Consider the following 21,859-nt stretch of genomic DNA (forward strand, 5'->3'; position numbering starts at 1 on the left):
TTTCGGCGGCGGATTGCAGGTGAAGCGCCGCATTATTTCTTATCGCCCGCTACCAGCAAGTATGACAGGCGTTTTGTTAACGAAAGCATAACAATCAGGGCGGTAACTGTATAATCAATGTTATCTATCACGCGTTAGATTTAACTTATTTAACGATTAATAAACATACAGTTTCATTTGTCAGATCAGGTTAAATTGTAATAACGATCGGGCTCAAGCTTATCCGGCAGAGGGTGCTGATCGGTCATATCCAGCAGGTTGCGTTCAATGGTGTTGCACATCGCATTGAGCGGCAAGTCGTTAGCAGCGGTGCCAAACGGGTCTTCCAGCTCCTCCGCCAGCGAATCCCAGGACAGGAAGGTATAGGAGATAAACACCGAGACAAATGGCGTCATGTAATGCAGGTCGCCAACCAGCGCGAACGGCAGCAGCGCACAGAATAGATACACCGTGCGTTGTAAAATCAAGGTGTAGGCAAAAGGCACCGGGGTACTCGCCAGGCGCTCGCAGCCGCCAAGGGCATGACCGAGCTCATCGAGCTTATTGTCCATCAGGCTGTGGCTGATATCGCTCATCTTCCCTTCTGCCCGAAGACGCCCCAGTTCATCGCCCGCCAGCAGCAGGATGCGATTGGTCGGCATCGAGCTGGCAAGAATCTCGGCAACCGTCTGCGGCGGCAGTAACCGCGCTAAATCCGCGCCCGGGTCCGTTTTACGCAACTGATGCTTAAGACTCCAGCTAAAAGCAATCAGGTAGCTAACCAGACGTTGGTGAGATTCACTCTCCATCGGAAGAATATTTTTTAGCTGACGCACCAGCGTTCTCTGGGCAATCAGCACCGTTCCCCACAGATTGCGAGCTTCAACAAAGCGGTTATATCCTGCGCTATTACGAAAACCGAGGAAAATGGCAATGGCGATCCCTAGCAAGCTAAGGAAGGTGCGAATAAGCGGGGAAATTCTTCTCGGCTGACTCAGTCATTTCATTTCTTCATGTTTGAGCCGATTTTTTCTCCCGTAAATGCCTTGAATCAGCCTATTTAGACCGTTTCTTCGCCATTTAAGGCGTTATCCCCAGTTTTTAGTGAGATCTCTCCCACTGACGTATCATTTGGTCCGCCCGAAACAGGTTGGCCAGCGTGAATAACATCGCCAGTTGGTTATCGTTTTTCAGCAACCCCTTGTATCTGGCTTTCACGAAGCCGAACTGTCGCTTGATGATGCGAAATGGGTGCTCCACCTTGGCCCGGATGCTGGCTTTCATGTATTCGATGTTGATGGCCGTTTTGTTCTTGCGTGGATGCTGTTTCAAGGTTCTTACCTTGCCGGGGCGCTCGGCGATCAGCCAGTCCACATCCACCTCGGCCAGCTCCTCGCGCTGTGGCGCCCCTTGGTAGCCGGCATCGGCTGAGACAAATTGCTCCTCTCCATGCAGCAGATTACCCAGCTGATTGAGGTCATGCTCGTTGGCCGCGGTGGTGACTAGGCTGTGGGTCAGGCCACTCTTGGCATCGACACCAATGTGGGCCTTCATGCCAAAGTGCCACTGATTGCCTTTCTTGGTCTGATGCATCTCCGGATCGCGTTGCTGCTCTTTGTTCTTGGTCGAGCTGGGTGCCTCAATGATGGTGGCATCGACCAAGGTGCCTTGAGTCATCATGACGCCTGCTTCGGCCAGCCAGCGATTGATGGTCTTGAACAATTGGCGGGCCAGTTGATGCTGCTCCAGCAGGTGGCGGAAATTCATGATGGTGGTGCGGTCAGGCAAGGCGCTATCCAGGGATAACCGGGCAAACCGACGCATGGAGGCGATTTCGTACAGAGCATCTTCCATCGCGCCATCGCTCAGGTTGTACCAATGCTGCATGCAGTGAATGCGTAGCATGGTTTCCAGCGGATAAGGTCGCCGGCCATTACCAGCCTTGGGGTAAAACGGCTCGATGACTTCCACCATGTTTTGCCATGGCAGAATCTGCTCCATACGGGACAAGAAAATCTCTTTTCTGGTCTGACGGCGCTTACTGCTGAATTCACTGTCGGCGAAGGTAAGTTGATGACTCATGATGAACCCTGTTCCATGGCTCCAGATGACAAACATGATCTCATATCAGGGACTTGTTCGCACCTTCCTTAGTTGCCGACTGGCAGGGGTCGATATGAACCATCATATTAAGGACGTTATGATTTTTTAATACCCGCGCGCGGGCCGACAGCGCAATATCATGCCCTTCAACAACTGACAAATTCCCCGCCACCTCAACGTGTACATCAACCAGGATTAAATCCCCGGCGCGGCGGGTTTTCAGGTCATGCAGTGCGATGACGCCGGGCGTCGCCAGAATAGTCGTTTGTATCTGCTGTTCGGTATCGCTATCCACAGCGCGATCCATTAAGTCATGCAGTGCATCAATGGCAAACGAGTACCCCATGCGGGTGACCAGCACGCCGACAACCAGCGCGGCAACCGGGTCAAGCCATACAAACCCGGCAAGGTTACCGATAATACCAACCGCCACCACCACCGACGATGCAGCGTCGGAACGGGCGTGCCAGGCATTGGCAATCAGCATCGAAGACTGAATTCGCTTCGCCACCGCCAGCATATAGCGAAATAAAACTTCTTTGGCGACCAGCGCGGCAAGAGCGACCCACAGAGCGATGATATGAACATCCTGAATGGATTCGGGGTGCAGCAGTTTGTTGCAAGCAGACCACAGCATACCCAACCCAACGATCAACAACAGTGCGCCAATCACCATTGAAGCACCGTTCTCATAACGCCAGTGGCCATAATGGTGATCGCTATCCGAAGGCTTGCGGCTTTTTTTATTAGCGAGCAGAACCACAAAATCAGCGATCAGATCGGAAAAGGAGTGAATCCCATCGGCTATCAAGCCCTGTGAGCCGGAAAATATCCCTGCCAGCACTTGAAAGCTGGATAAAAAAAGATTTACCACCACGCTGATTAGCGTACTTTTACGTGCGACCGTGGAACGCTGATGATATTTATCATCAGCCTGAGTTTTCATCGTCATTGAACACCTCTATTGAAAGAGAGACAACGTACACGATTTTGTTTAATTTTTCCTGAACAACATGCTGCCGTTAAGCCAATGTTTAAATTTTTATAATATCGTCAATATTTAAATGCGAATAATTTCTTTTTATAAAAAATAGCCTCAACAATAATAGCCTTAGCTATATTTATGCAACGCTTCGCATTCCCGAATAATTAATATTCATTCATCCGTCGCATCGCGCAATGATAAGCGCCATTGCGTACCGAAGCGCGCAGGACGCGAGCCACACCGTGTACGGTCATTCGCGCACTATGTCGCTGCATTGCGCTCATCGGCAAATTAAGCTTCTCCTGCGCCCAGGATGGCAGCAGGTCGATACCAGCGCGCATCATCATCCGCCCGACCGGCTGACTCAGGCGGCCCGGCAACCGCGTTGATAACAGCACGTTAGCCACTTCCTGCGTGCGTTCGTCGCAGCGCAGCACTGGTCGCATATCCTGCAAATAGTCGGTAACCTGCCGCGGCGTGACCGGGATGTCGCGAGCCCCCAGACGGCGGGCGATTTCGGCGGCTTCCTGATAATACTGTTCCTGCCGGGCAGCGCTGATCACGGTCCGTTTGTAACGCAAATGGGAAGCCATAAAGCTGCTGCATTCGGCAACGTGAACCCAGGTGAGCAGTGCGGGATCGCTGGCCTGATACGGCGTACCGTCTTTATCCTGACCGCTCACGCGCAGATGAATTTCCTGCACTTTGGCGATCAGCCGCTCGGCGTCGACGGTGGTACCAAAGGTAGTGGCGGAAATAAACTGGCTGGTGCGGCGCAGGCGACCAAAAATATCTTCGCGGAAGTTCGAGTGATCCCAGACTCCTGCCAGCGCCAGAGGATGTAGCATCTGTAATAACAGCGCGCTGACCCCGCCGCACAGCATGGACGTGAAATCCCCATGAACCTGCCAGATGGCCGACTGCGGGCCAAACAGCCCCGGCTCGCCTTTAGGATGTTCAAAATCGATCTCTTTAAGCGCCATGCCGGTTAAGCCCAAAACCTGAGCTTCAATCATTGTGCGTATACTGGCCATTGCGTGACTTGCTCCTTTCCGTAAGCGGAAAAGATAGCATTAATCTACGCAAGTGACATTTGCCAGCCGTGGCGTTAAAGGAGGGAGTGCCCGCCTGATGCGGGCAGCGGGGAATTATGGATTAAGCTGGTAGTCGAGGCTTATCTCAGCATTAAGCACCTGCGAGACCGGGCAACCGGCTTTCGCTTTTTGAATAATGCCGTCAAACACATCGGCCTCGATGCCTGGCAGCACAATTTTGCTCTGCAGCGCGATTTTGGTAATCGCAAAACCGCCGCCGGATTTATCCAGCGTCACCACAGCCACGGTATCAATTGAGGTTGCGATATAGCTCTCTTCGCTGAGCATCAACGACAGCGCCATCGAAAAACAGGCCGCATGGGCCGCGCCGATCAACTCTTCCGGGTTGGTCCCCTTCACGCCTTCGAAGCGGGTGTTAAAGCCATAAGGTTGCTGGTTCAGCGCGCCGCTCTCGGTGGAGACGGTTCCTTTACCGCTTTTCAGATCCCCTTCCCAATGCGCCTGACCTTTCTTATGGATTGCCATGATATCGCTCCTTTTTGACATTAAAGAAATAAAGTATAGAAGCCATTTCTCTTTCAGGCAGCGCACTGTCGTTTAATCAGACGAATCCAACGGGATATTTTTGCTCATATTAACGCCGGTAACGCGAAATCCGGTGGCTTCGTAGACATGGCGAGCGCGTTGATTATCCCCGGCGACGCGCAGTTTAATTTGCATAAACCCTTTGCTTGCAAGTTCACGTTCAAAAGCGGTCATCGCCTGCTTGCCCAATCCCTGCCCTTGAAAAACGGGGGAAATATAGAAATCGCAGATAAACGCGGAGCGCGTTTTCGCTTCCGGCTTATACCAGAGATAGCCAATTCGTGTTTCCGCGCCCTCAACATGATTGAGTAAACAGAGTAGAACCTGGCCGCAGGTGTTAACGCCATCGGGTAAATCTTCGGCGATTTCCCGTTGTGCCTGAGCTAAAGCCGCCGACGGCGAAAGCCCGTAGTTTGCGGCAATTTCCGCCGCGTAATCGGGGATAAAATAATCGAGGTAAGCCGGGTACTCATCCTCGTACATGGGTCGAAACAAAATCATCCATTCACTCCTTTAGATCCGTGGGTTGCGCCAGTCGTTGCTGAACCTCTTCCAGAAACAGCGGCAGCGCGCTGGGCTGATAATCGCGTGAGAGATAAATCCCATACACGCTTAGCGCTTTTGGCTGATAAGACGGTAAAACCTGCTTTAGCGCCCCGCCGTTAAGCGCCCGCTGCGCCTCCAGCTCCGGAAGCATCGCGATGCCACAACCGGCCACCGCCGCCTCCAGCAGGAGAGAGGAGATCCCGGCGCTGAGATTACCGGAAACCGCCACCGCCACGCTATCGCCTTGTGGATCAGTAAACTGCCAGGTCTGACTGGCGAAATGGCTGTAATGCAGGCAATTGTGGCGAGATAAATCATCCGGCGTGTGCAGTGGTCCATTCTGCTGTAGCCAACGTGGAGAAGCGCACAACACCGAACGGCAAACACCAAGACGACGAGCGATAGCTCCCGGCTCCGGGTTATCGGTGATGCGGATCGCAACGTCAATCCGTTCACCAATCAGGCTCACCGGATGATTATTGATATCCAGCTCAAGGCGAAGCTGCGGATAACGGGCAAGAAAATCGGGCAACAGCGGAGAAATGAGCTGCATAGCGGTGAAGTGCGCGCAGGCTACGCGCAGCGTACCGCTGGGGACCGCGCGCTCGGTTTGTCCAGCGATTTCATCCGACAGCTGCGTGAGCGTGCGCGTTTTTTGCAGTACCTTTTCCCCGGCGGAGGTTAGCGTCAGCTTACGGGTTGAACGGTGTACCAGCCGGGTTCCGGCCCACTGCTCCATCTGCTCGAGATAGCGGCTGATCATCGGGCGCGACATCCCCAACGCTCGCGCGGCGGCGCTCAAACTCCCCAGTTCACAAATACGTATATACACCTGAGCGGCGATCACCCGATCCATCATTCGATTCCATCTGCACGATTTATGAAACTCAGCATCTCTTTTTTCAGGAATATTCGCAAATCATGAAATGCGTAAAATAGCGTTCATTCACCTGATAAAGAGAAAACGCGCATGAAATCATCTGTCCTTGCCATCGCAACCACCCTGTTCAGCACCACCGTACTGGCTGCGCCTTTGACGCTGCAAACCTACAACCCGCAGGAAAACGGCATTTTTGCCGTCAACTCCACCCTCGCCACCGGTCCGCATGAAGCGGTATTGTTCGATGCCCAGTTCAGCGTGAAGGATGGTGAGAAGCTGGTCGAGATGGTTCAAAAAAGCGGTAAGAAACTGACTCGTATCGTGATCACCTCCGGCGATCCGGATTTCTATTTTGGCCTGGAGCCGCTGGTCAAAGCGTTCCCGCAAGCCAAAGTGGTCGCGACCGCTGAAGTGGTCAAACATATTAATGCTACCAAAGAAGCCAAACTGGCGTACTGGGGCCCGCAGATGAAAGACGGTGCGCCGAAGCAGGTTTATGTGCCACAGGTCATCGAAGCCAACACGTTCACCATCGATGGTGAAAAAGTCGAAATCCGCCAGCCGCAGAACTACGCCGCTTTCGTGTGGATCCCGGCGAATAAGGCGATTCTCGGCGGAACCGGCGTGGCATGGGGAATGCACGTCTGGACGGCGGACACACAAAGCGTCGAAAGCCGCCAGCAGTGGGTTAATACGCTCAACGAAATGGCTTCACTGCATCCGCAGCAGGTGATTCCAGGCCACTATCTTGGCACGCCGCCAGCAGGCGACCGCGCGATTGTCTTCACCCGCGATTACCTGACGCAGTTTGAGCAGTCGTTAAAGGATCATAAAGATTCCGCGGGCGTGATTAAGGCGATGAAGCAGCGCTGGCTGGGGCTCGCAGAAGAGAGCTCGCTGGAGCTGAGCGCCAAAGTAAATACCGGCGAGATGAAGTGGTAGTTCTGGCTATCTGCAATCCAAAAGAGACTGTTCTTAATCTGTCACGGCAACATTGCTAAACCTGACAATATGAACCACGCTGATTATCGCCGCACCAAAAATGGGCGGCGTACTTAGGGTTAAATTTCGTCCGATTTACATCGGGCTTGTCCTTGAAACCAGAACCGGATAAAGGAGTAAGAATGAAATCGAACCATCAGGCACGTCATCTTCTCGGTCTGAACTACAAGCTTTCCCAGCAGAAAAAAGTGCTGCTGGAAGGCGATGCGGAAACCACGCTAAACCGCATCCATGCTACCGGTCGCAAACGCCGCGGTGGCTAATTTTTCAGCTGAGTGATGATAGAAACACCGTCCTGCATGCAGGATGGTGTTTTTTTAAGACTATCGACTGCATGTTTACCCTTCTTTGATGCCATCTGCTCTATACTCTGCGCGCTGCAATTCCCTGCCAGCCCCTCGCCTGTCGCCGCGCCTGGGCTGAAGCGATCACCAAGGAGTTAGTGCGATGCAATTCACTCATAAAAAAAACCGTTCTCTTTACATCCCTTACGCAGGCCCCGTTCTCCTTGAGTTTCCGTTACTCAACAAAGGTAGCGCCTTCAGTATGGAAGAGCGCAGCAGTTTTAACCTGCTGGGACTGCTGCCAGAAGTGGTCGAAACCATCGAAGAACAAGCCGAACGCGCGTGGATCCAGTATCAGGGATTTAAGACCGAGATCGACAAGCATATTTATCTGCGCAACATCCAGGATACCAACGAAACGCTGTTCTACCGCCTGGTTGGCAACCACCTCGACGAGATGATGCCGGTTATTTACACTCCGACGGTAGGTGCTGCCTGCGAACGTTTCTCTGAGATCTATCGTCGCGCCCGTGGCGTTTTTATCTCTTATCAGAACCGTAATAACCTCGATGACATCCTGCAAAACGTGCCTAACCATAACGTCAAAGTGATCGTCGTGACCGATGGCGAGCGTATTCTCGGTCTCGGCGACCAGGGTATTGGCGGGATGGGTATTCCTATCGGTAAGCTCTCGCTCTACACCACCTGCGGCGGCATCAGCCCGGCCTACACCCTGCCGATAGTGCTGGATGTCGGTACCAACAATCAGCAATTGCTTGATGATCCGCTGTATATGGGCTGGCGTCACCCGCGTATCACCGACGACGAGTATTACCAGTTCGTCGATGACGTTATTCAGGCGATTAAAGCCCGCTGGCCGGATGTGCTGCTGCAGTTCGAAGACTTCGCGCAGAAAAACGCCATGCCGCTGCTTAACCGTTACCGCAATGAAGTTTGCTCGTTTAACGACGATATTCAGGGTACCGCTTCAGTGACCGTCGGCACGCTAATTGCCGCCAGCCGCGGCGCGGGCAGCCAGTTGAGCGAGCAGAAAATTGTTTTCCTTGGTGCCGGTTCCGCAGGCTGCGGTATCGCCGAGCAGATCGTAGCGCAGATTCAACGTGAAGGTTTAAGCGAAGAAGAGGCCCGCAAACGCGTATTTATGGTTGACCGTTTTGGTCTGCTGACCGACGCCATGCCGAACCTGCTGCCGTTCCAGAGCAAACTGGTGCAAAAGCGCGAGTCTCTGCAAGGGTGGGATACCACTAACGATGTGCTGTCGCTGCTTGACGTGGTACGCAACGTTAAGCCAGATATTTTGATCGGCGTTTCCGGCCAGCCGGGGCTGTTCACTGAAGAGATAATCCGCGAGATGCATAAGCACTGCTCGCGGCCGATCGTGATGCCGCTGTCGAACCCAACTTCTCGCGTGGAAGCAACGCCGCAGAATATCCTTAGCTGGACCGACGGCGAAGCGCTGGTCGCCACCGGCAGCCCGTTCGCACCGGTGACGCTCAAGGGCAAGCAGTACGTTATCGCCCAGTGCAATAACTCCTATATTTTCCCAGGAATCGGGCTTGGCGTTATTGCTTCCGGCGCATCCCGCGTCACCGACGAGATGCTGATGGCCGCCAGTGAGACTCTCGCGAAACACTCACCGCTGGTGAATAACGGTGAGGGTCCGGTTCTGCCGGAGCTGAAGGATATTCAAACCGTTTCGCGTGCGATTGCTTTTGCGGTGGGCAAAATCGCCCAGGAGCAAGGCGTGGCGGTGAAAACGTCGGCGGAAGCGCTGTTGCAGGCGATTGCCGATAACTTCTGGCAGCCGGAATACCGGAATTATCGCCGGACTTCGATTTAAGCGAAAACGCTGCTGATAAAAACGTAGGAACGAACCGGGGCCTAAAAATCAGGCCCTGATTCGTTCACTGCTAGCCAAAACCGCGTTATCCCTCTACACTGCCGTCACCCATCAACTAACTGAATAGAAAAGGAGGATCCCATGCCGTACTGTGAAATGTTTAGTTTTTCACATACATTTGGCGATCGCACCAGCTCAAGCGTTATCGGTATCGTGCTGCGATAACTTCAGCTTGAGCGAAGAAACCAAAGACTAAATCCCTTCCCTCGGGCTTACCGGGTTATCGTCAGCGATGTTTGACGAGGCATTTCTATGCCTGTAACTCTTGAGTAAGTTCACAATGAGCACATTACTAACTGCACAATCTCTTCATGTTGATACGGCGTTTGGCCCGCTGTTCACCAACCTCTCCTTTACCCTGAAAAAAGGCGACCGCATTGGCCTGATTGGCTATAACGGCTGCGGTAAAAGTACCCTGTTACAGGTGCTCGATGGCACGCTGTCCCCCACTTCAGGTAATGTGGCGCTGGCTAATCATTGCCTGATGGCGCGCGTAGAACAACATCTCCCGGATACGCTGTTAGCGCAGCCCCTGCTCGACGTTGTGCTGGCAAAACTCACGGCTGTCGATCGCGAAAGTCAGCGCTGGCAGGCGGAACGACTGCTGGCGGAGATGGGCTTTACGCTAGCGGAAACTCAACAGCAGGCGTCAACCCTGAGCGGTGGTCAGCATACCCGACTACTGCTCGCCAGGGCGCTGATTCAGCAACCGGATCTGCTGCTGCTGGATGAACCGGGAAACCATCTCGACCTGCCGACCCTCCTGTGGCTGGAAAGCTTCTTGCAAACCTGGCAGGGGAGTTTCGTTCTGGTGTCGCATGACAACCCATTATTGGATGCTGTAACTAATATCAGTTGGATCTTGCGTGACAACACCTTGCACGCCTTCTCCCTGCCCTGTAGCGCCGCCCGTCAGGCGCTGGAAGAGCAGGACGCCAGCGACGCGCTGCGTCATAAAGCGGAGCAAAAAGAGATCGACCGCGTCGCCGCCAGTGCCAAACGATTAGCTATTTGGGGCAGGACGTACGATAACGAAGATCTCTCGCGCAAAGCCAAGCAGATGGAGAAACAGGTTCTGCGCCTGAAGGAGAGCCAAACCGACCTCACTGCCGGAACGCCATGGCGGCTGGCACTGCACGGCGACGCGCTGCGGGCAGACCGACTGCTGGAGATAGAACAGCTCCCTGTTCCGCCAGCGCCGGGGCTACCCGCGCTGTTCACTGCGGGCCTGGCTCGCCTGAAAAGCGGCGACCGGGTGGCGATTATGGGGCGCAACGGCTGCGGTAAATCCTCACTGCTGCGTCTGCTGTGGCGGCATATGCAACAGAACACAACGGAGAACGGTTTACGTCTGCATCCGCGACTGAAGCCGGGTTATTACGACCAGACCCTGCATCAGCTTGCCGATGACGTCACTCTTCTTGAGGCACTGGAGGCTTTTGAACCGGCACCGGAAATGCGCAAGCGAGCGCTGATTTCCGCCGGATTCAACTGGGTGCGTCACGGGCAAAGGGTAAGCACCCTAAGCGGTGGCGAACGTTCACGACTGCTGTTTGTTGGCCTGTCGCTGGCCTGCTATAGCCTGTTGTTGCTGGATGAACCAACTAACCATTTAGATATTGATGGCAAAGCGGCGCTGGCAGAAACGCTGCGCGATTATCCCGGCGGTCTGCTGTTAGTCAGTCATGACCGGCAGTTAATCGACAACAGTTGCAACCGTTTCTGGCTTATTGATGAACACGGGCTCAGCGAATGGAACAGCGCCGATGAAGTCTATGAAAATCTGCGCGCCGCCGTTCGTCGCCCGATGGCGCAGACCGCGACAGCACTCACCATCGAACCTGAAGAGGATAACGATACGCTGCTGGAACGGCTAGTCATGCTGGAGCAACTGTTGGCTGACGATCTGACCCGTAGGCCAAAACATCAAAAACCGCAGTTGCAAGCGCAATGGCGTGAGGAGATTGCTACCATCAACACACTGTTAAGTTAATGGTTTTCCCCCGGCGTGAAATAACTGCGCCGGGGGATTATTTATTATGATTATGTCGACTGTTTTACCCGAGTAAACTGCTGTTCGGTCATCATCCTGCCCCACTGCTCCCCCTGCCACTCTTTGTGAAGTGTGAATCCAAAGGATTCATAAAGGCTGCGCGCGGCATTCAGTCCGCTGAACGTCCACAACTGCACTGTCGAAAAATCCTGGCCGTCACAAAAGGCCATAGCTTCGCTCAAAAGACGTCTGCCGATTCCGCTCCCCCGACAGCTATCGTCAAGAATAAACCAACGCAGATGCGCCTCATTATTACCAAGATCCTGACCGTCAATCGCCACCGACCCGACAATTCTCTCGCCCTGCACCGCAAGCCAAATCCGGTTACAAGGCGTATCAAGACGACCAGAAAATTCCGCCAGTCCACTGGCGACTTTACTCTCAAAAAAGTGACCAAACCCATAGTGCTTCGCATAGTACTCGCCGTGCATCTGCGCAATGCGGCCAATCATTCCCGGTCGATAACCCGTGAGGATGCTGATCTCTTTTTTCGGGGCGACGGCCTCAGCATCACGGCATTTTTCTAGCGCGTAAGCCCAGGTTGCGAGGCCCTGCGCAACGTTTTGTTTTTGGTCGTCGGTCAAATAAGCCAGCGCATTAACGACCCGCATTGCTCCGTAGGCGTGAATTTTGCTGACGGTGGCCACGCCTTTTGCTGTTAATTCAAGCTGCTTAAAACGCCCATCGTGAGCAGCGGGTTTTTCCTGTAGCTCTCCGACAGCAAGCAGTCGGGAAAGCATTCGGCTGACGCTCGATTTTTCAAGACCCAGAATCTGAACCAACTGAGCAGCCGTCATGGCACCGCGAACCGAGATTTCAAGTAAAGTGTGGACCGCAGAAGGTGAATAATCCGTGGCGGCAAGCGTGGTATTCATAAAGCCCAGCTCGCGCACCATCAGGCGGGAGGCGGTTCGGATTTCATCAACAAGCGAGGATGTTATCATTTCAGGTCAACAGATTCGATAAATGGTTGCATGATACAACCACTTTCAATCGTATGCTGTCAATAAGTGATGCTGGACGTACGGCAGATGCTCCAGCATCATAGCGGGGCTGATTGCCTGAATACTGGCATATTTATCTACACGAACATTGATATTGCGTAGAAAAATCGACAGGCACCGGATGGTGCCTGTTTATTCATCTATTGCGGATTTTTCTCTTTCCAGGCGTCCCATGCCGCTTTAATCTCCTGCTTCGCGGCGGCGGCATCGTTAAACCCGTTCAGCTCAACTTTTTTGCGGCCATCCGGCAGCTGTTTGTAAACCCGGAAGAACGCCTCCAGGCGCTCCTGCTCAATTTTTGGTAGGTCGCTCACGTTTTTGATGTCATCGTAGGTCGGATCGATTTTACTCGCCGGAACGGCAATAATTTTGTCATCCTTCTCGCCGCCATCAATCATCTTCAGCACGCCAATCGCGCGCAGCTTAATCAGCGTTCCCGTAACCATTGGCGCACGGGTATAAAACACCACGTCCAACGGGTCACCGTCTCCCGCCAGCGACTGGGTCAACGAACCATAGTTAGCCGGATAGGCCACCGGCATTGACTGAAAACGGTCAGCAATCAGAAAACCGGTTTTGGCGTCAGTTTCATATTTGATAATGCCGCCCGCCGGAATTTCAGTGACCGCATAAAACTCTTCGGGATTGTTTTTCGGCTGCGGAAAATCCAGAACGTTTTGCGCCTGAGCGGCAGCAGTAAACAGAAGACCTGCGGCAAGGATAGTTTTTACCAGATGCATTGTAATATCGCTCTATCGTTATATACCCGTCATACTTCAAGTTGCATGTGCGTTGGCTTTCCTCGCTCACCCCAGTCACTTACTTCAGTAAGCTCCTGGGGATTCTCTGCGTCGCCGCCTTCCTGCAACTCGAATTATTTAGGGTATAAGAAATTGAAAAACAACACGATAAAGTGATTTGATGAATTAAATATGACGTTAATTTTTCATTACGATGAACGCCAGCCTCTAAAAATCCCCGCTGCGAATATACGAATTGCTTTTTATGCAAATGCTTAGCGTAAATCCTTATTTCCTTTGTCAAAACGCGCGCCCGATGATGGCAACACAATAGATAACAAAGGAATTCACCATGCAAACCCGTTTTCGCCTCCCCGCGCTGGCGGCACTTTTTTTAACCGGTACCTTTTCCGTGTGGGCCGCCGACGCGCCGGTTAAAGGCGGCACGCTAATTTATCTGGAGCAGCAACCGCATACCAACCTTTATCCGCCAGCCGGAGGGTTCTATCCCAACGGCGGTATTCTCAATCAAATAGCCGATAAGCTCACCTGGCAAAACCCGGAAACATTACAAGTCGAACCGTGGATTGCCGAAAGCTGGAGTGCTAACGCCGATAAAACCGAATATACCTTTAAGATTCGCCCTGGCGTCACGTTCTCTGACGGCACGCCACTGGATGCCAATGCGGTAGCAAAAAACTTCGACACCTACGGTCTGGGAAATAAAACGCATCGCCTGCCGGTTTCTGAAGTGATTAATAACTACGACCACAGCGAAGTTATCGACCCATTGACGGTCAAATTTTACTTTAAAAAACCGTCACCGGGTTTTCTGCAGGGCACCGCCACTATTGGCTCCGGGTTGGTCTCTATCAGCACACTCGCACGTAATTTTGAAGAGCTGGGCGACGCCCGCCATATTATTGGCTCCGGACCGTTTACCGTTAAAGATGAAAAGCCGGGGCGCGAACTCACCCTGGTGGCGCGTAAAGATTATCAATGGGGGCCAAAAAACCTCGCTCAGCAGGGGCCAGCGAATCTCGACGGCATCACCTATATCGTGACGCCAGAAGACAGCGTGCGCATTGGCGCGCTATTAGCAGGCCAGGCCGATTTTATCCGCCAGGTTCAGGCCTATGATGAAAAACAGGCGACCGATCAGGGCTTTAAAATCTATGCAGCTCCGACGCGCGGTGTTAACGACAGCCTGAGCTTCCGCCCGGATAACCCGCTGGTCGCCAATCTGCGCGTCCGTCAGGCGCTGCTGCATGCCACCAACGCCAAACAGGTAGTTGAAACCCTGTTCTCCGCCAACTATCCGCAGGCCACCTCCGTCATCGCCACCACGGCGGCGGGCTACGTTAATCTCAGCGATAAACTGGCGTTCAATCAGGCCAAAGCAAAACAACTGCTTGATGACGCTGGCTGGAAACCGGCCGCCGACGGCATTCGGATGAAGGATGGGCAGCGCCTGGCATTAACCGTCTATGAATCGCTGCCGCAGCCGCAAAACAAGGAAGTGTTGCAACTGATCGCCCAGCAGTGGCGTCAGGTTGGCGTCGCACTGGCGGTAAAAGCCGGCGATGCCGGCAGCCATACGCTGGATAACCTCGACCCGCTGAAAACTCCGCTCACCGTATCTGAAGTGGGTCGCGCCGACCCGGACGTGGTCAAAAGCATGTTCTTCCCCAACAACCGCGATGCACTGCTGCAAAAAGGCGGCTCCAGCGACAAGGTACAAAGCTTCCGCGACGATAAACTCAACGCGCTTTTGACCGCCATTTCCGCCGAGGTTGAACCGCAAAAACGTCTCCAGCTTACCGGCGATGCCCAGCGCTATCTGCTCGATAACGCCTACGTGATCCCCATTTTTGAAGAGCCGCAGGTCTTTGCCGGCGCGCCGTGGGTCAAAGGCGTCAGCTTTGAAGCGGTAGGCCGCCCGTCGTTCTACAGCGCGTGGCTGGAAAAGCACTAAGGAGTATGCGATGAACCATTATCTTCTGCGGCGTTCAGGCCAGGGATTACTGGTGCTGTGGGCGGCGTTTACCCTTTCTTTCGTGCTGCTACAGGTGCTGCCGGGAGATGCTGTACTGATCAAGTTTCAGAATCCGGACCTCGGACTCAGCCCTGAACAAATCGCCGAAATGCGCATCGCTTATGGTGCCGACAGCCCTTTGTGGAAACAGTATTTTCATACTCTGTTCGCCATGTTGCAGGGAGATTTTGGCTATTCGCTACAGGCCGGGCTACCGGTCAGCACGCTTATCGCCAGCAATCTGCCGGAAACAATAAGCCTGGCGCTGCCCGCCTTCGCACTGGCGGTATTGCTGGCTTTTGCCCTCGCCTTTGCTTCACGGCTGCCGGGTCTGCGCTGGTTAAGCAACTCTCTGCAATCACTGCCGGTGCTGTTTATCTCGCTGCCAACGTTTTGGCTGGGGATTGCCCTGATTCAGCTTTTCTCGTTCCAGCTGCGTTGGATCCCGGTTATTAATCCGGGTCCGATAGAAGGCCTGATCCTGCCGATCGTCGCCGTCGCAATACCGATTTCGGCCCCGCTGGCGCAAATCCTGATGCGCAGTCTGGATCAGGTCGCCGCGCTGCCGTTTGTCGCCGTCGCCCGCGCCAAAGGAATGAGTGAGACCGGCGTCCTGTGGCGGCACGTCATCGGCAACGCCCTGCTGCCGGTGCTCAATATTGCCGGGCTACTGCTGGGGGAACTTATCGCCGGAGCGCTAATCACCGAAACCGTGTTTGGGCGCGGTGGACTCGGTTTGCTGACCCAACAGGCCGTTAATAATCAGGATATTGCCGTGCTTCAGGCGGTGGTGATGATTTCCGCCCTTGGCTTCGTCCTGATTAATCTGCTGGTCGATCTGCTGATGCCGATGTTCGATCCGCGCCTGAAAACCGTTATCGGAGGTGTAGTATGAGCCTGGTTGATTACGCCACCGCCGCTCGTCGCAGAACGACAAACTGGCGCTCGCTGCGCTTGCAGCCCGGTTTACTGCTTGCCTGGACGGTGATGAGCGTTGCCGTACTGATGGCGATTGCTCCACAGTTATTTACCGCTTATAACCCGCTGGAAGGCTTTCCAGGCGCACAGCGTCTAGCTCCGCAGGCGGGTCACTGGCTGGGAACCGACCAGTTGGGCCGCGATCTCTGGAGCCGCATTGTCTACGGCGCAGTGCATTCGCTTTGTGCCGCGCTGGTGGCGGTGGCAATTGGCCTGATCGTCGGTACCGCGCTAGGCACCCTCGCCGGGGCGCTGGCGGGACGTGTTGAATCGGTGGTTATGCGCCTGGTCGATGTTCTGCTGGCGATCCCCTCTTTATTACTGTCGCTCACGGTCATTATTCTGCTCGGCTTCGGCACGCTCAATGCCGCCGTGGCGGTTGGCGTCGCGGCGATAGCCAGCTTTGCCCGTCTGGCGCGAGCTGAAGTGGTGCGCGTACGCCACAGCGATTTCGTTGAAGCCGCATACGGCAGCGGCGGCACCTTTTTCGCCGTCTTCTGGCGGCATATTCTGCCCAACTCACTCACCGCTGTTCTGGCCTTCGCCACCCTTCAGTTCGGTCAGGCGATTCTCGCGCTCTCGACCCTCAGCTTTCTCGGCTACGGCACGCCGCCACCGGTACCAGAGTGGGGATTACTGATCGCCGAAGGCCGCAACTACCTCTCCACCGCCTGGTGGTTAACCACCCTTCCCGGCATTGCGGTCGTCGCCGTCGTGCTTGCCGCCAACCGCATTAGCCAGCAATTTAGCGGAGAACGCCGATGAATGTTTTAACCGTAGAGAACCTGCGTATTAGCTATCGTTCACAGCGTGAATGGCGCGAAGTGGTGCACAACGTCAGTTTTAACGTTAAACGCGGCGAAATGCTGGCGTTCGTCGGGGAATCCGGCTCCGGAAAAACCACTACCGCTCAGGCAATTATTGGCCTGCTGGCAGATAACGCGCGCCGGGATAGCGGGCGTATCAGCATTAACGGTGAGGATATCAGCAACTGGTCCGCAAAACGCCTCGATGGCCTGCGCGGCGCGCGGATTAGCCTGGTGCCACAGGATCCGGGTAACTCTCTTAACCCAGTCAAAACTATCGGCGCGCAGGTGGGTGAGATCCTGCGCCTGCATCAAAAAAGCAGCGCCGCGGAGCGCAAAGAGCAGGTGCTGGCGCTGCTGACTAAAGTCGGTTTGAGCCACCCGGAACAACGCTTTGATCAGTACCCCCATCAGCTTTCAGGCGGTATGAAGCAGCGGGTACTGATTGCTATCGCTATCGCCCTGGAGCCTGATTTAATCATCGCCGATGAGCCGACCAGCGCCCTAGACGTCACGGTACAAAAACGCATTCTTGACCTGCTGGATACGCTACGCAGGGAGTCCGGCACGGCGGTACTGTTTGTCACTCACGATCTGGCGCTGGCGGCGGAACGCGCCGACCGCCTGCTGGTCTTCCGCCACGGAGAGATTCAGGAGCAAGGCGCAACCGGCGATGTGGTGCGCACGCCGCAGCATGCCTATACCCGCCAGTTGCTCAGCGATCTCCAGGGATCGACGCTGGCCATAGCCCCAACCTCCGGGCGTATCCTGGCGACCCCGGCAATTCGCGTTGAGGGCATCAGCAAACGTTTCTCATTGGGTCATTCTCACTTACAGGCGCTGGACGCGGTGAGTTTCGAGGTTAAACGCGGCAGTACTCATGCGCTGGTTGGCGAGTCCGGTTCCGGCAAAACCACCCTCGCACGGATCCTGTTGGGGTTTGAAAAGGCTGATATCGGTCACGTCTCTATCGATGGTATTGATGCCGGGCATCTCAGCCGCGAGGCGCTGCGCCAGCTGCGACGCAAAATCCAGTTCGTCTACCAGAACCCCTTTGCCTCACTGGATCCGCGACAAACGCTATTTGAGATTATTGAGGAGCCGTTAAAAAACTTTGACCATCTGAATGTCGAAGCAAGACGTCAACGCGTGGAAACGGTCGCCGCCCGCGTGGCGTTAGCCCCAGAACTGCTCTCGCGAACCGCCCGGGAACTTTCCGGCGGACAGCGCCAGCGGGTCGCCATCGCCCGCGCCTTAATCCTTGAGCCGACGATCCTCGTGCTGGATGAGGCAACGTCCGCACTGGACGTCACCGTACAGGCGCAAATTCTGGCCCTGCTGCAACAGCTTCAACAACAGCTCGGGCTGACCTATCTGTTTATTACTCATGATTTAGCGACGGTACGCCGTATCGCCCACAGCGTCACGGTACTCCGGGCTGGCCGGGTGGTTGAACACGGCGAAGTCAGCCGACTGTTTGCCGCCCCACAGCATGACTATACCCGCGAGCTTATCGCCGCCATTCCCTGGTTTTCATCGCCGAGCAAGGAGGTCGCATGACCCGCAAACGACTGGGATTTTTCACCCGCCTGTTAGATAACGCCACGCCGAAAGAGCGCTACCGGCTGGCAACCGAGCAAATTCGCCACGCCGAGCGCCTGGGGTTTGATAGCGCCTGGATTGCCCAGCACCATTTTCATGAACATGAAGGCGGTCTGCCGTCGCCGCTGGTGTTTCTCGCCCACGTAGCGGCGCATACCGAGCACATTCGTCTGGGAACCGCCATTATCACCCTGCCGATGGAAAACCCGCTGCGGGTAGCCGAGGATGCCGCAGTGCTGGATCTGTTAGCGGATGGTCGGCTGGAGGTGGGCTTCGGCTCAGGCGGAACCCCCACCTCGTTCCTGCCCTTCGGGCTGACAATCGATCAGCGCAGCACGGTGTTTAGCGAGCATTTGCATTTGATCCAAAGCGCCTGGCGCGGCGATTCGCTATCGCATCCGGATAACCATCTTTACCCTCAGGCGCCGCAGCTTGCCGAACGCATCTGGATTGCGACATTTTCCATTGAAGGCGCCGTTCGCGCGGCTCAGTCCGGGCACGGATTAATGCTCTCGCGAACGCAACCGCGCCCATCAGGACAACCCACGCTGCCGCTGGATGCTATTCAAAATCCAATTATTGATGCTTACCTTGCGGCGCTGCCAGCAGGCGTTGAGCCACGAATACTCGCCTCGCGCACTGCGTTCGTCGCCGATAGTCAGGCGTATGCGCTGGAAGTAGCGGAACCCGGTTTACGCCAGCAGGCCGCGCAGCATCGGGCCGCAGGTCATGAGATCATTGGTGACACCGTCACTGATTATTTATCCCAGCTTGACGCCCACGTTGGCGACGCAGAGCACGTTGCCGCTTCGCTGGCGCAGGATAGCGTGCTACCGCGGGTCACTGATATTTCGTTTCAGGTGCACTCCGTTGAACCGTCGCACCGCGACACGCTTCGTTCCATTGAGCTGATCGCTCAGCATATTGCCCCGCAGATACGATAAGGAGTCACCATGACGTTAAGTCAGGATATTTTGGCTGAACTGGCAGAGATTGCCCCGGATTCCGCTTTAGCGGCGGCGCGCGCTGTGCGCGAGGCAGCAACCCGCCACGCGCAGGGAAGCTACGAAGTGCTGTTCAGTCAGCAGGATAACGATTTTCCGCTGGACGAGCGTTTTGCCATTGCTGCGAAGGTGGCGAAACTGCACCAGGCCGATGCGCTGGCCGCCCACTATGCCGGTTTTGGCATTGCCGACCCCACGTCACCTCGACTGACCCCGGCGCTGGCCTTCGCCCGACTGTTAACATTTACCCCGGTGGAAGCCACACCGTCGGCGCTTGAGGCCTTGATCCGCGCCAGATGGAGCCTGCGCGGTATTGTGACGCTTGCCCAGCTTATCGCCTTCGTCAGCTTCCAGAGTCGGCTGGTCAATGGGCTACGTCTGCTTAACGGCAAACCCACCGCCGTCGCGGAAACCCCGGAGGTAGCGGGCTTCTGGCACACCGCGCCGCAGACCGTCAGCGGTAAGAGTGCGCCGGTACATTTCACCCGCGATGAACTGCATTGGGAACCGTGGCTGGATGCCAAACCGCTGGCGGAATTTACGCCGGATGAACAAACACTGCTGGCGAAATTTGGCCATAGCGATTCGCCCTATTTCCGCCTGCTGGCGCGCAACCAACCGGTACTGGAACAGCGCACATTAACCGATAAGGGGATTTTCTATACCCCCGGCGGCCTGCCTCGTGCTGAACGAGAACTGGCGGCGACGGTAGCGAGCAAAATCAACGGTTGCATCTACTGCGCCTCGGTGCACGCTCGCAAGGCAGCACAGCTAGCGAAAGATGAAACGGCAGTTGAAACGCTGCTGGCAGTGACGCCGGGAGAAAAGCTGAGCGACGGGCAGACGCCGCGCTGGCAGGCGCAAATCGATTTCGCCGCCGCGATTTCCGTTACCCCTCCTGCGCTCGCCACCCGCCACCTGACGGCAATTGAACAACAGGGGCTGGATACGCTGGCGCAGCTGGATTTGCTGCAATCGGCGGCCTTCTTCGCCTGGGCCAACCGTTTAATGTTAACCCTCGGCGAACCGTGGCAGGCGTAATCGCGACGGAATCAATCAGACCAAACGCTGCTGATAGCGGGCATAAATCAGCAGCGAACTGAGTGCCAAAAACGAGAGCAGCGCGGCCGGTAAAGCAACGGAACTCCAGCCAAAACCGGCCGTCACCACCATCCCGCCGAACAGCGCCCCAATGGCGCTGCCGAGGTTAAAGGCGATTTGTCCGCCCGCCGCCCCCAGCATCTCGCCGCCTTTGGCATTTTGCAGCAGCAGAATTTGCAGCGGCGCTGCCAGGGCAAAAAGCGCCGCGCAGCAAATAAATGCCAGCGTTAATGATGCGGCTTTATTTTCACCGAACAGAAATATCAATAATAAAGTGGCGACAATAATCCCATCCGTGACTGCGGCAATACGTAACGGGCTATAGCGAACGGAAACTTTACCACTGAACAAATTGCCTAATACCATTCCCAGACCCACCAGCATCATAATAAATATGACGGCACTCTCGCCAAAACCGGAGACGTTAATCATAAACGGCTTAATATAGCTAAACCACGCAAATACCCCGGCATTACCAAACATCGTGGCGGCAAAAATAAGCCACGGTGCGGGAGATTTCAAAAAATGGAATTGCTCGCTCAAGCGCGCCGTTGATTTATCAAACAGCGTGGGAATCCACCAGGCAATAGAGACCAGAACTGCAACGTCAAAGACTGCAATCGCCAAAAAGGTATAGCGCCAGCTGAACTGGTGTCCAAGCCAGGTCCCGGCGGGAACCCCCAGTAAATTGGCTACCGTCATCCCGGCGATCATCCCCGCTACCGCCGCAGTGACCTTCCCCGGAGGAGCGGTTTTCGACAGGATGATGGCCCCCACGCCGAAAAATGCACCGTGCGGGAAGCCGGAGATCAGGCGACCCAGCGCCAGCATCGAATAGTTGGCGGACAAGGTAAATATGGCATTGCCGATAACGCAAAGGGCCACCAAAAACAGCATGACCGACTTTAACGAAAAGCGGCTGGAGAATAACGCCATAATCGGCGCGCCGATGACCACGCCAAAAGCATAATAAGAGATCATATTGCCAGCGGCGGGAATGGATATGCCGACATCATGAGCGATTTCAGGTAATACGCCCATAATGCCAAATTCCGCCATGCCGAGTCCGAAGGTGCCAAGCGCTAATGAAAAAATTGTTTTTTTCATACATCTGTTACAGGAGTGAAAAGACGGCCGGCATTATTGACTATTCAGCACCAGCAAACCAGATAAAAACGCGCGGCGGGGGTTTTATC

Annotated in this window: 19 protein-coding genes and 1 pseudogene; 10 read left to right on the forward strand and 10 right to left on the reverse strand. The window is 54.9% G+C overall.

Annotation, left to right across the window (positions count from 1 at the left end; all coding sequences use genetic code 11):
- Window positions 1–185: 185 nt before the first annotated feature.
- The 7 genes and pseudogenes from HV127_RS22110 to HV127_RS22140 form a co-directional block, all read right to left on the reverse strand.
- A pseudogene (locus HV127_RS22110) lies at window positions 186–932 on the reverse strand (bestrophin family ion channel); the annotation flags it as partial.
- A 148-nt stretch (window positions 933–1,080) separates the two neighbouring features.
- Window positions 1,081–2,061, reverse strand: a complete 981-nt coding sequence (locus HV127_RS22115; RefSeq protein WP_042934497.1) for an IS5-like element IS5 family transposase — start codon at window positions 2,059–2,061, stop codon at window positions 1,081–1,083.
- 40 nt (window positions 2,062–2,101) lie between these two features.
- Entirely contained in the window at window positions 2,102–3,034 is a 933-nt protein-coding gene (locus HV127_RS22120) for a cation diffusion facilitator family transporter (RefSeq protein WP_182238800.1), read from the reverse strand.
- 197 nt (window positions 3,035–3,231) lie between these two features.
- Complete coding sequence (locus tag HV127_RS22125; protein ID WP_182238802.1) at window positions 3,232–4,101, reverse strand: oxygenase MpaB family protein; 870 nt, start codon at window positions 4,099–4,101, stop codon at window positions 3,232–3,234.
- 114 nt (window positions 4,102–4,215) lie between these two features.
- The gene (locus HV127_RS22130; RefSeq protein ID WP_182238804.1) at window positions 4,216–4,647 is read right to left on the reverse strand and encodes an OsmC family protein; all 432 of its coding nucleotides are present in this window, start codon (window positions 4,645–4,647) and stop codon (window positions 4,216–4,218) included.
- Between the two features lie 72 nt (window positions 4,648–4,719).
- On the reverse strand, window positions 4,720–5,208 hold the full coding sequence (locus tag HV127_RS22135; RefSeq protein ID WP_182238806.1) for a GNAT family N-acetyltransferase: 489 nt from the start codon (window positions 5,206–5,208) through the stop codon (window positions 4,720–4,722).
- 4 nt (window positions 5,209–5,212) lie between these two features.
- The gene (locus tag HV127_RS22140) at window positions 5,213–6,109 is read right to left on the reverse strand and encodes a LysR family transcriptional regulator (protein ID WP_182240772.1); all 897 of its coding nucleotides are present in this window, start codon (window positions 6,107–6,109) and stop codon (window positions 5,213–5,215) included.
- Between the two features lie 114 nt (window positions 6,110–6,223).
- Here HV127_RS22140 and HV127_RS22145 point away from each other — a divergent pair, with 114 nt between their 5' ends.
- The 4 genes from HV127_RS22145 (at window position 6,224) to HV127_RS22160 (ending at window position 11,333) form a co-directional block, all read left to right on the forward strand.
- Window positions 6,224–7,075 (forward strand): Vmh family MBL fold metallo-hydrolase, encoded by an 852-nt coding sequence (locus tag HV127_RS22145; RefSeq protein ID WP_182238808.1) that lies wholly within the window; start codon window positions 6,224–6,226, stop codon window positions 7,073–7,075.
- Between the two features lie 182 nt (window positions 7,076–7,257).
- The gene (gene sra, locus HV127_RS22150; protein WP_182238810.1) at window positions 7,258–7,398 is read left to right on the forward strand and encodes a stationary-phase-induced ribosome-associated protein; all 141 of its coding nucleotides are present in this window, start codon (window positions 7,258–7,260) and stop codon (window positions 7,396–7,398) included.
- 184 nt (window positions 7,399–7,582) lie between these two features.
- Complete coding sequence (locus HV127_RS22155) at window positions 7,583–9,280, forward strand: NAD-dependent malic enzyme (RefSeq protein ID WP_182238812.1); 1,698 nt, start codon at window positions 7,583–7,585, stop codon at window positions 9,278–9,280.
- 340 nt (window positions 9,281–9,620) lie between these two features.
- On the forward strand, window positions 9,621–11,333 hold the full coding sequence (locus HV127_RS22160) for an ABC-F family ATP-binding cassette domain-containing protein (RefSeq protein WP_182238814.1): 1,713 nt from the start codon (window positions 9,621–9,623) through the stop codon (window positions 11,331–11,333).
- Window positions 11,334–11,383: 50 nt separating this feature from the next.
- On the opposite strand, the gene HV127_RS22165 is transcribed toward HV127_RS22160, so the two are convergent.
- Together HV127_RS22165 and HV127_RS22170 are read right to left on the reverse strand one after the other, a co-directional pair.
- Complete coding sequence (locus HV127_RS22165; RefSeq protein WP_182238816.1) at window positions 11,384–12,337, reverse strand: helix-turn-helix domain-containing GNAT family N-acetyltransferase; 954 nt, start codon at window positions 12,335–12,337, stop codon at window positions 11,384–11,386.
- A gap of 200 nt (window positions 12,338–12,537) precedes the next feature.
- Window positions 12,538–13,137, reverse strand: coding sequence for an inorganic diphosphatase (locus HV127_RS22170; protein WP_182238818.1), 600 nt, complete (start codon window positions 13,135–13,137; stop codon window positions 12,538–12,540).
- A 352-nt stretch (window positions 13,138–13,489) separates the two neighbouring features.
- Between HV127_RS22170 and HV127_RS22175 the strand changes: the two genes are divergently transcribed.
- Genes HV127_RS22175 through HV127_RS22200 form a run of 6 tightly spaced genes read left to right on the forward strand, consistent with a single transcriptional unit; the run spans window position 13,490 to window position 20,603 of the window.
- The gene (locus HV127_RS22175) at window positions 13,490–15,112 is read left to right on the forward strand and encodes a TIGR04028 family ABC transporter substrate-binding protein (protein WP_182238820.1); all 1,623 of its coding nucleotides are present in this window, start codon (window positions 13,490–13,492) and stop codon (window positions 15,110–15,112) included.
- 10 nt (window positions 15,113–15,122) lie between these two features.
- Entirely contained in the window at window positions 15,123–16,067 is a 945-nt protein-coding gene (locus HV127_RS22180) for an ABC transporter permease (protein ID WP_182238822.1), read from the forward strand.
- Window positions 16,064–16,915 (forward strand): ABC transporter permease, encoded by an 852-nt coding sequence (locus HV127_RS22185; protein WP_182238824.1) that lies wholly within the window; start codon window positions 16,064–16,066, stop codon window positions 16,913–16,915. Before HV127_RS22180 ends, HV127_RS22185 begins: the two co-directional genes overlap by 4 nt.
- Complete coding sequence (locus tag HV127_RS22190) at window positions 16,912–18,516, forward strand: ABC transporter ATP-binding protein (RefSeq protein WP_182238826.1); 1,605 nt, start codon at window positions 16,912–16,914, stop codon at window positions 18,514–18,516. Before HV127_RS22185 ends, HV127_RS22190 begins: the two co-directional genes overlap by 4 nt.
- Window positions 18,513–19,502, forward strand: coding sequence for a putative FMN-dependent luciferase-like monooxygenase (locus tag HV127_RS22195; protein ID WP_182238828.1), 990 nt, complete (start codon window positions 18,513–18,515; stop codon window positions 19,500–19,502). Before HV127_RS22190 ends, HV127_RS22195 begins: the two co-directional genes overlap by 4 nt.
- A gap of 9 nt (window positions 19,503–19,511) precedes the next feature.
- Window positions 19,512–20,603 carry an alkylhydroperoxidase domain protein gene (locus HV127_RS22200; RefSeq protein ID WP_182238830.1) on the forward strand — a complete coding sequence of 364 codons (1,092 nt, stop codon included), beginning with the start codon at window positions 19,512–19,514 and terminating at the stop codon, window positions 20,601–20,603.
- Window positions 20,604–20,618: 15 nt separating this feature from the next.
- Here HV127_RS22200 and araJ read toward each other — a convergent pair whose 3' ends face one another.
- Entirely contained in the window at window positions 20,619–21,770 is a 1,152-nt protein-coding gene (araJ, locus tag HV127_RS22205) for an MFS transporter AraJ (protein WP_182238832.1), read from the reverse strand.
- Window positions 21,771–21,859 lie beyond the last annotated feature (89 nt).

It is taken from the genome of Klebsiella sp. RHBSTW-00215 (assembly GCF_014103785.1).
GTDB lineage: Bacteria > Pseudomonadota > Gammaproteobacteria > Enterobacterales > Enterobacteriaceae > Klebsiella.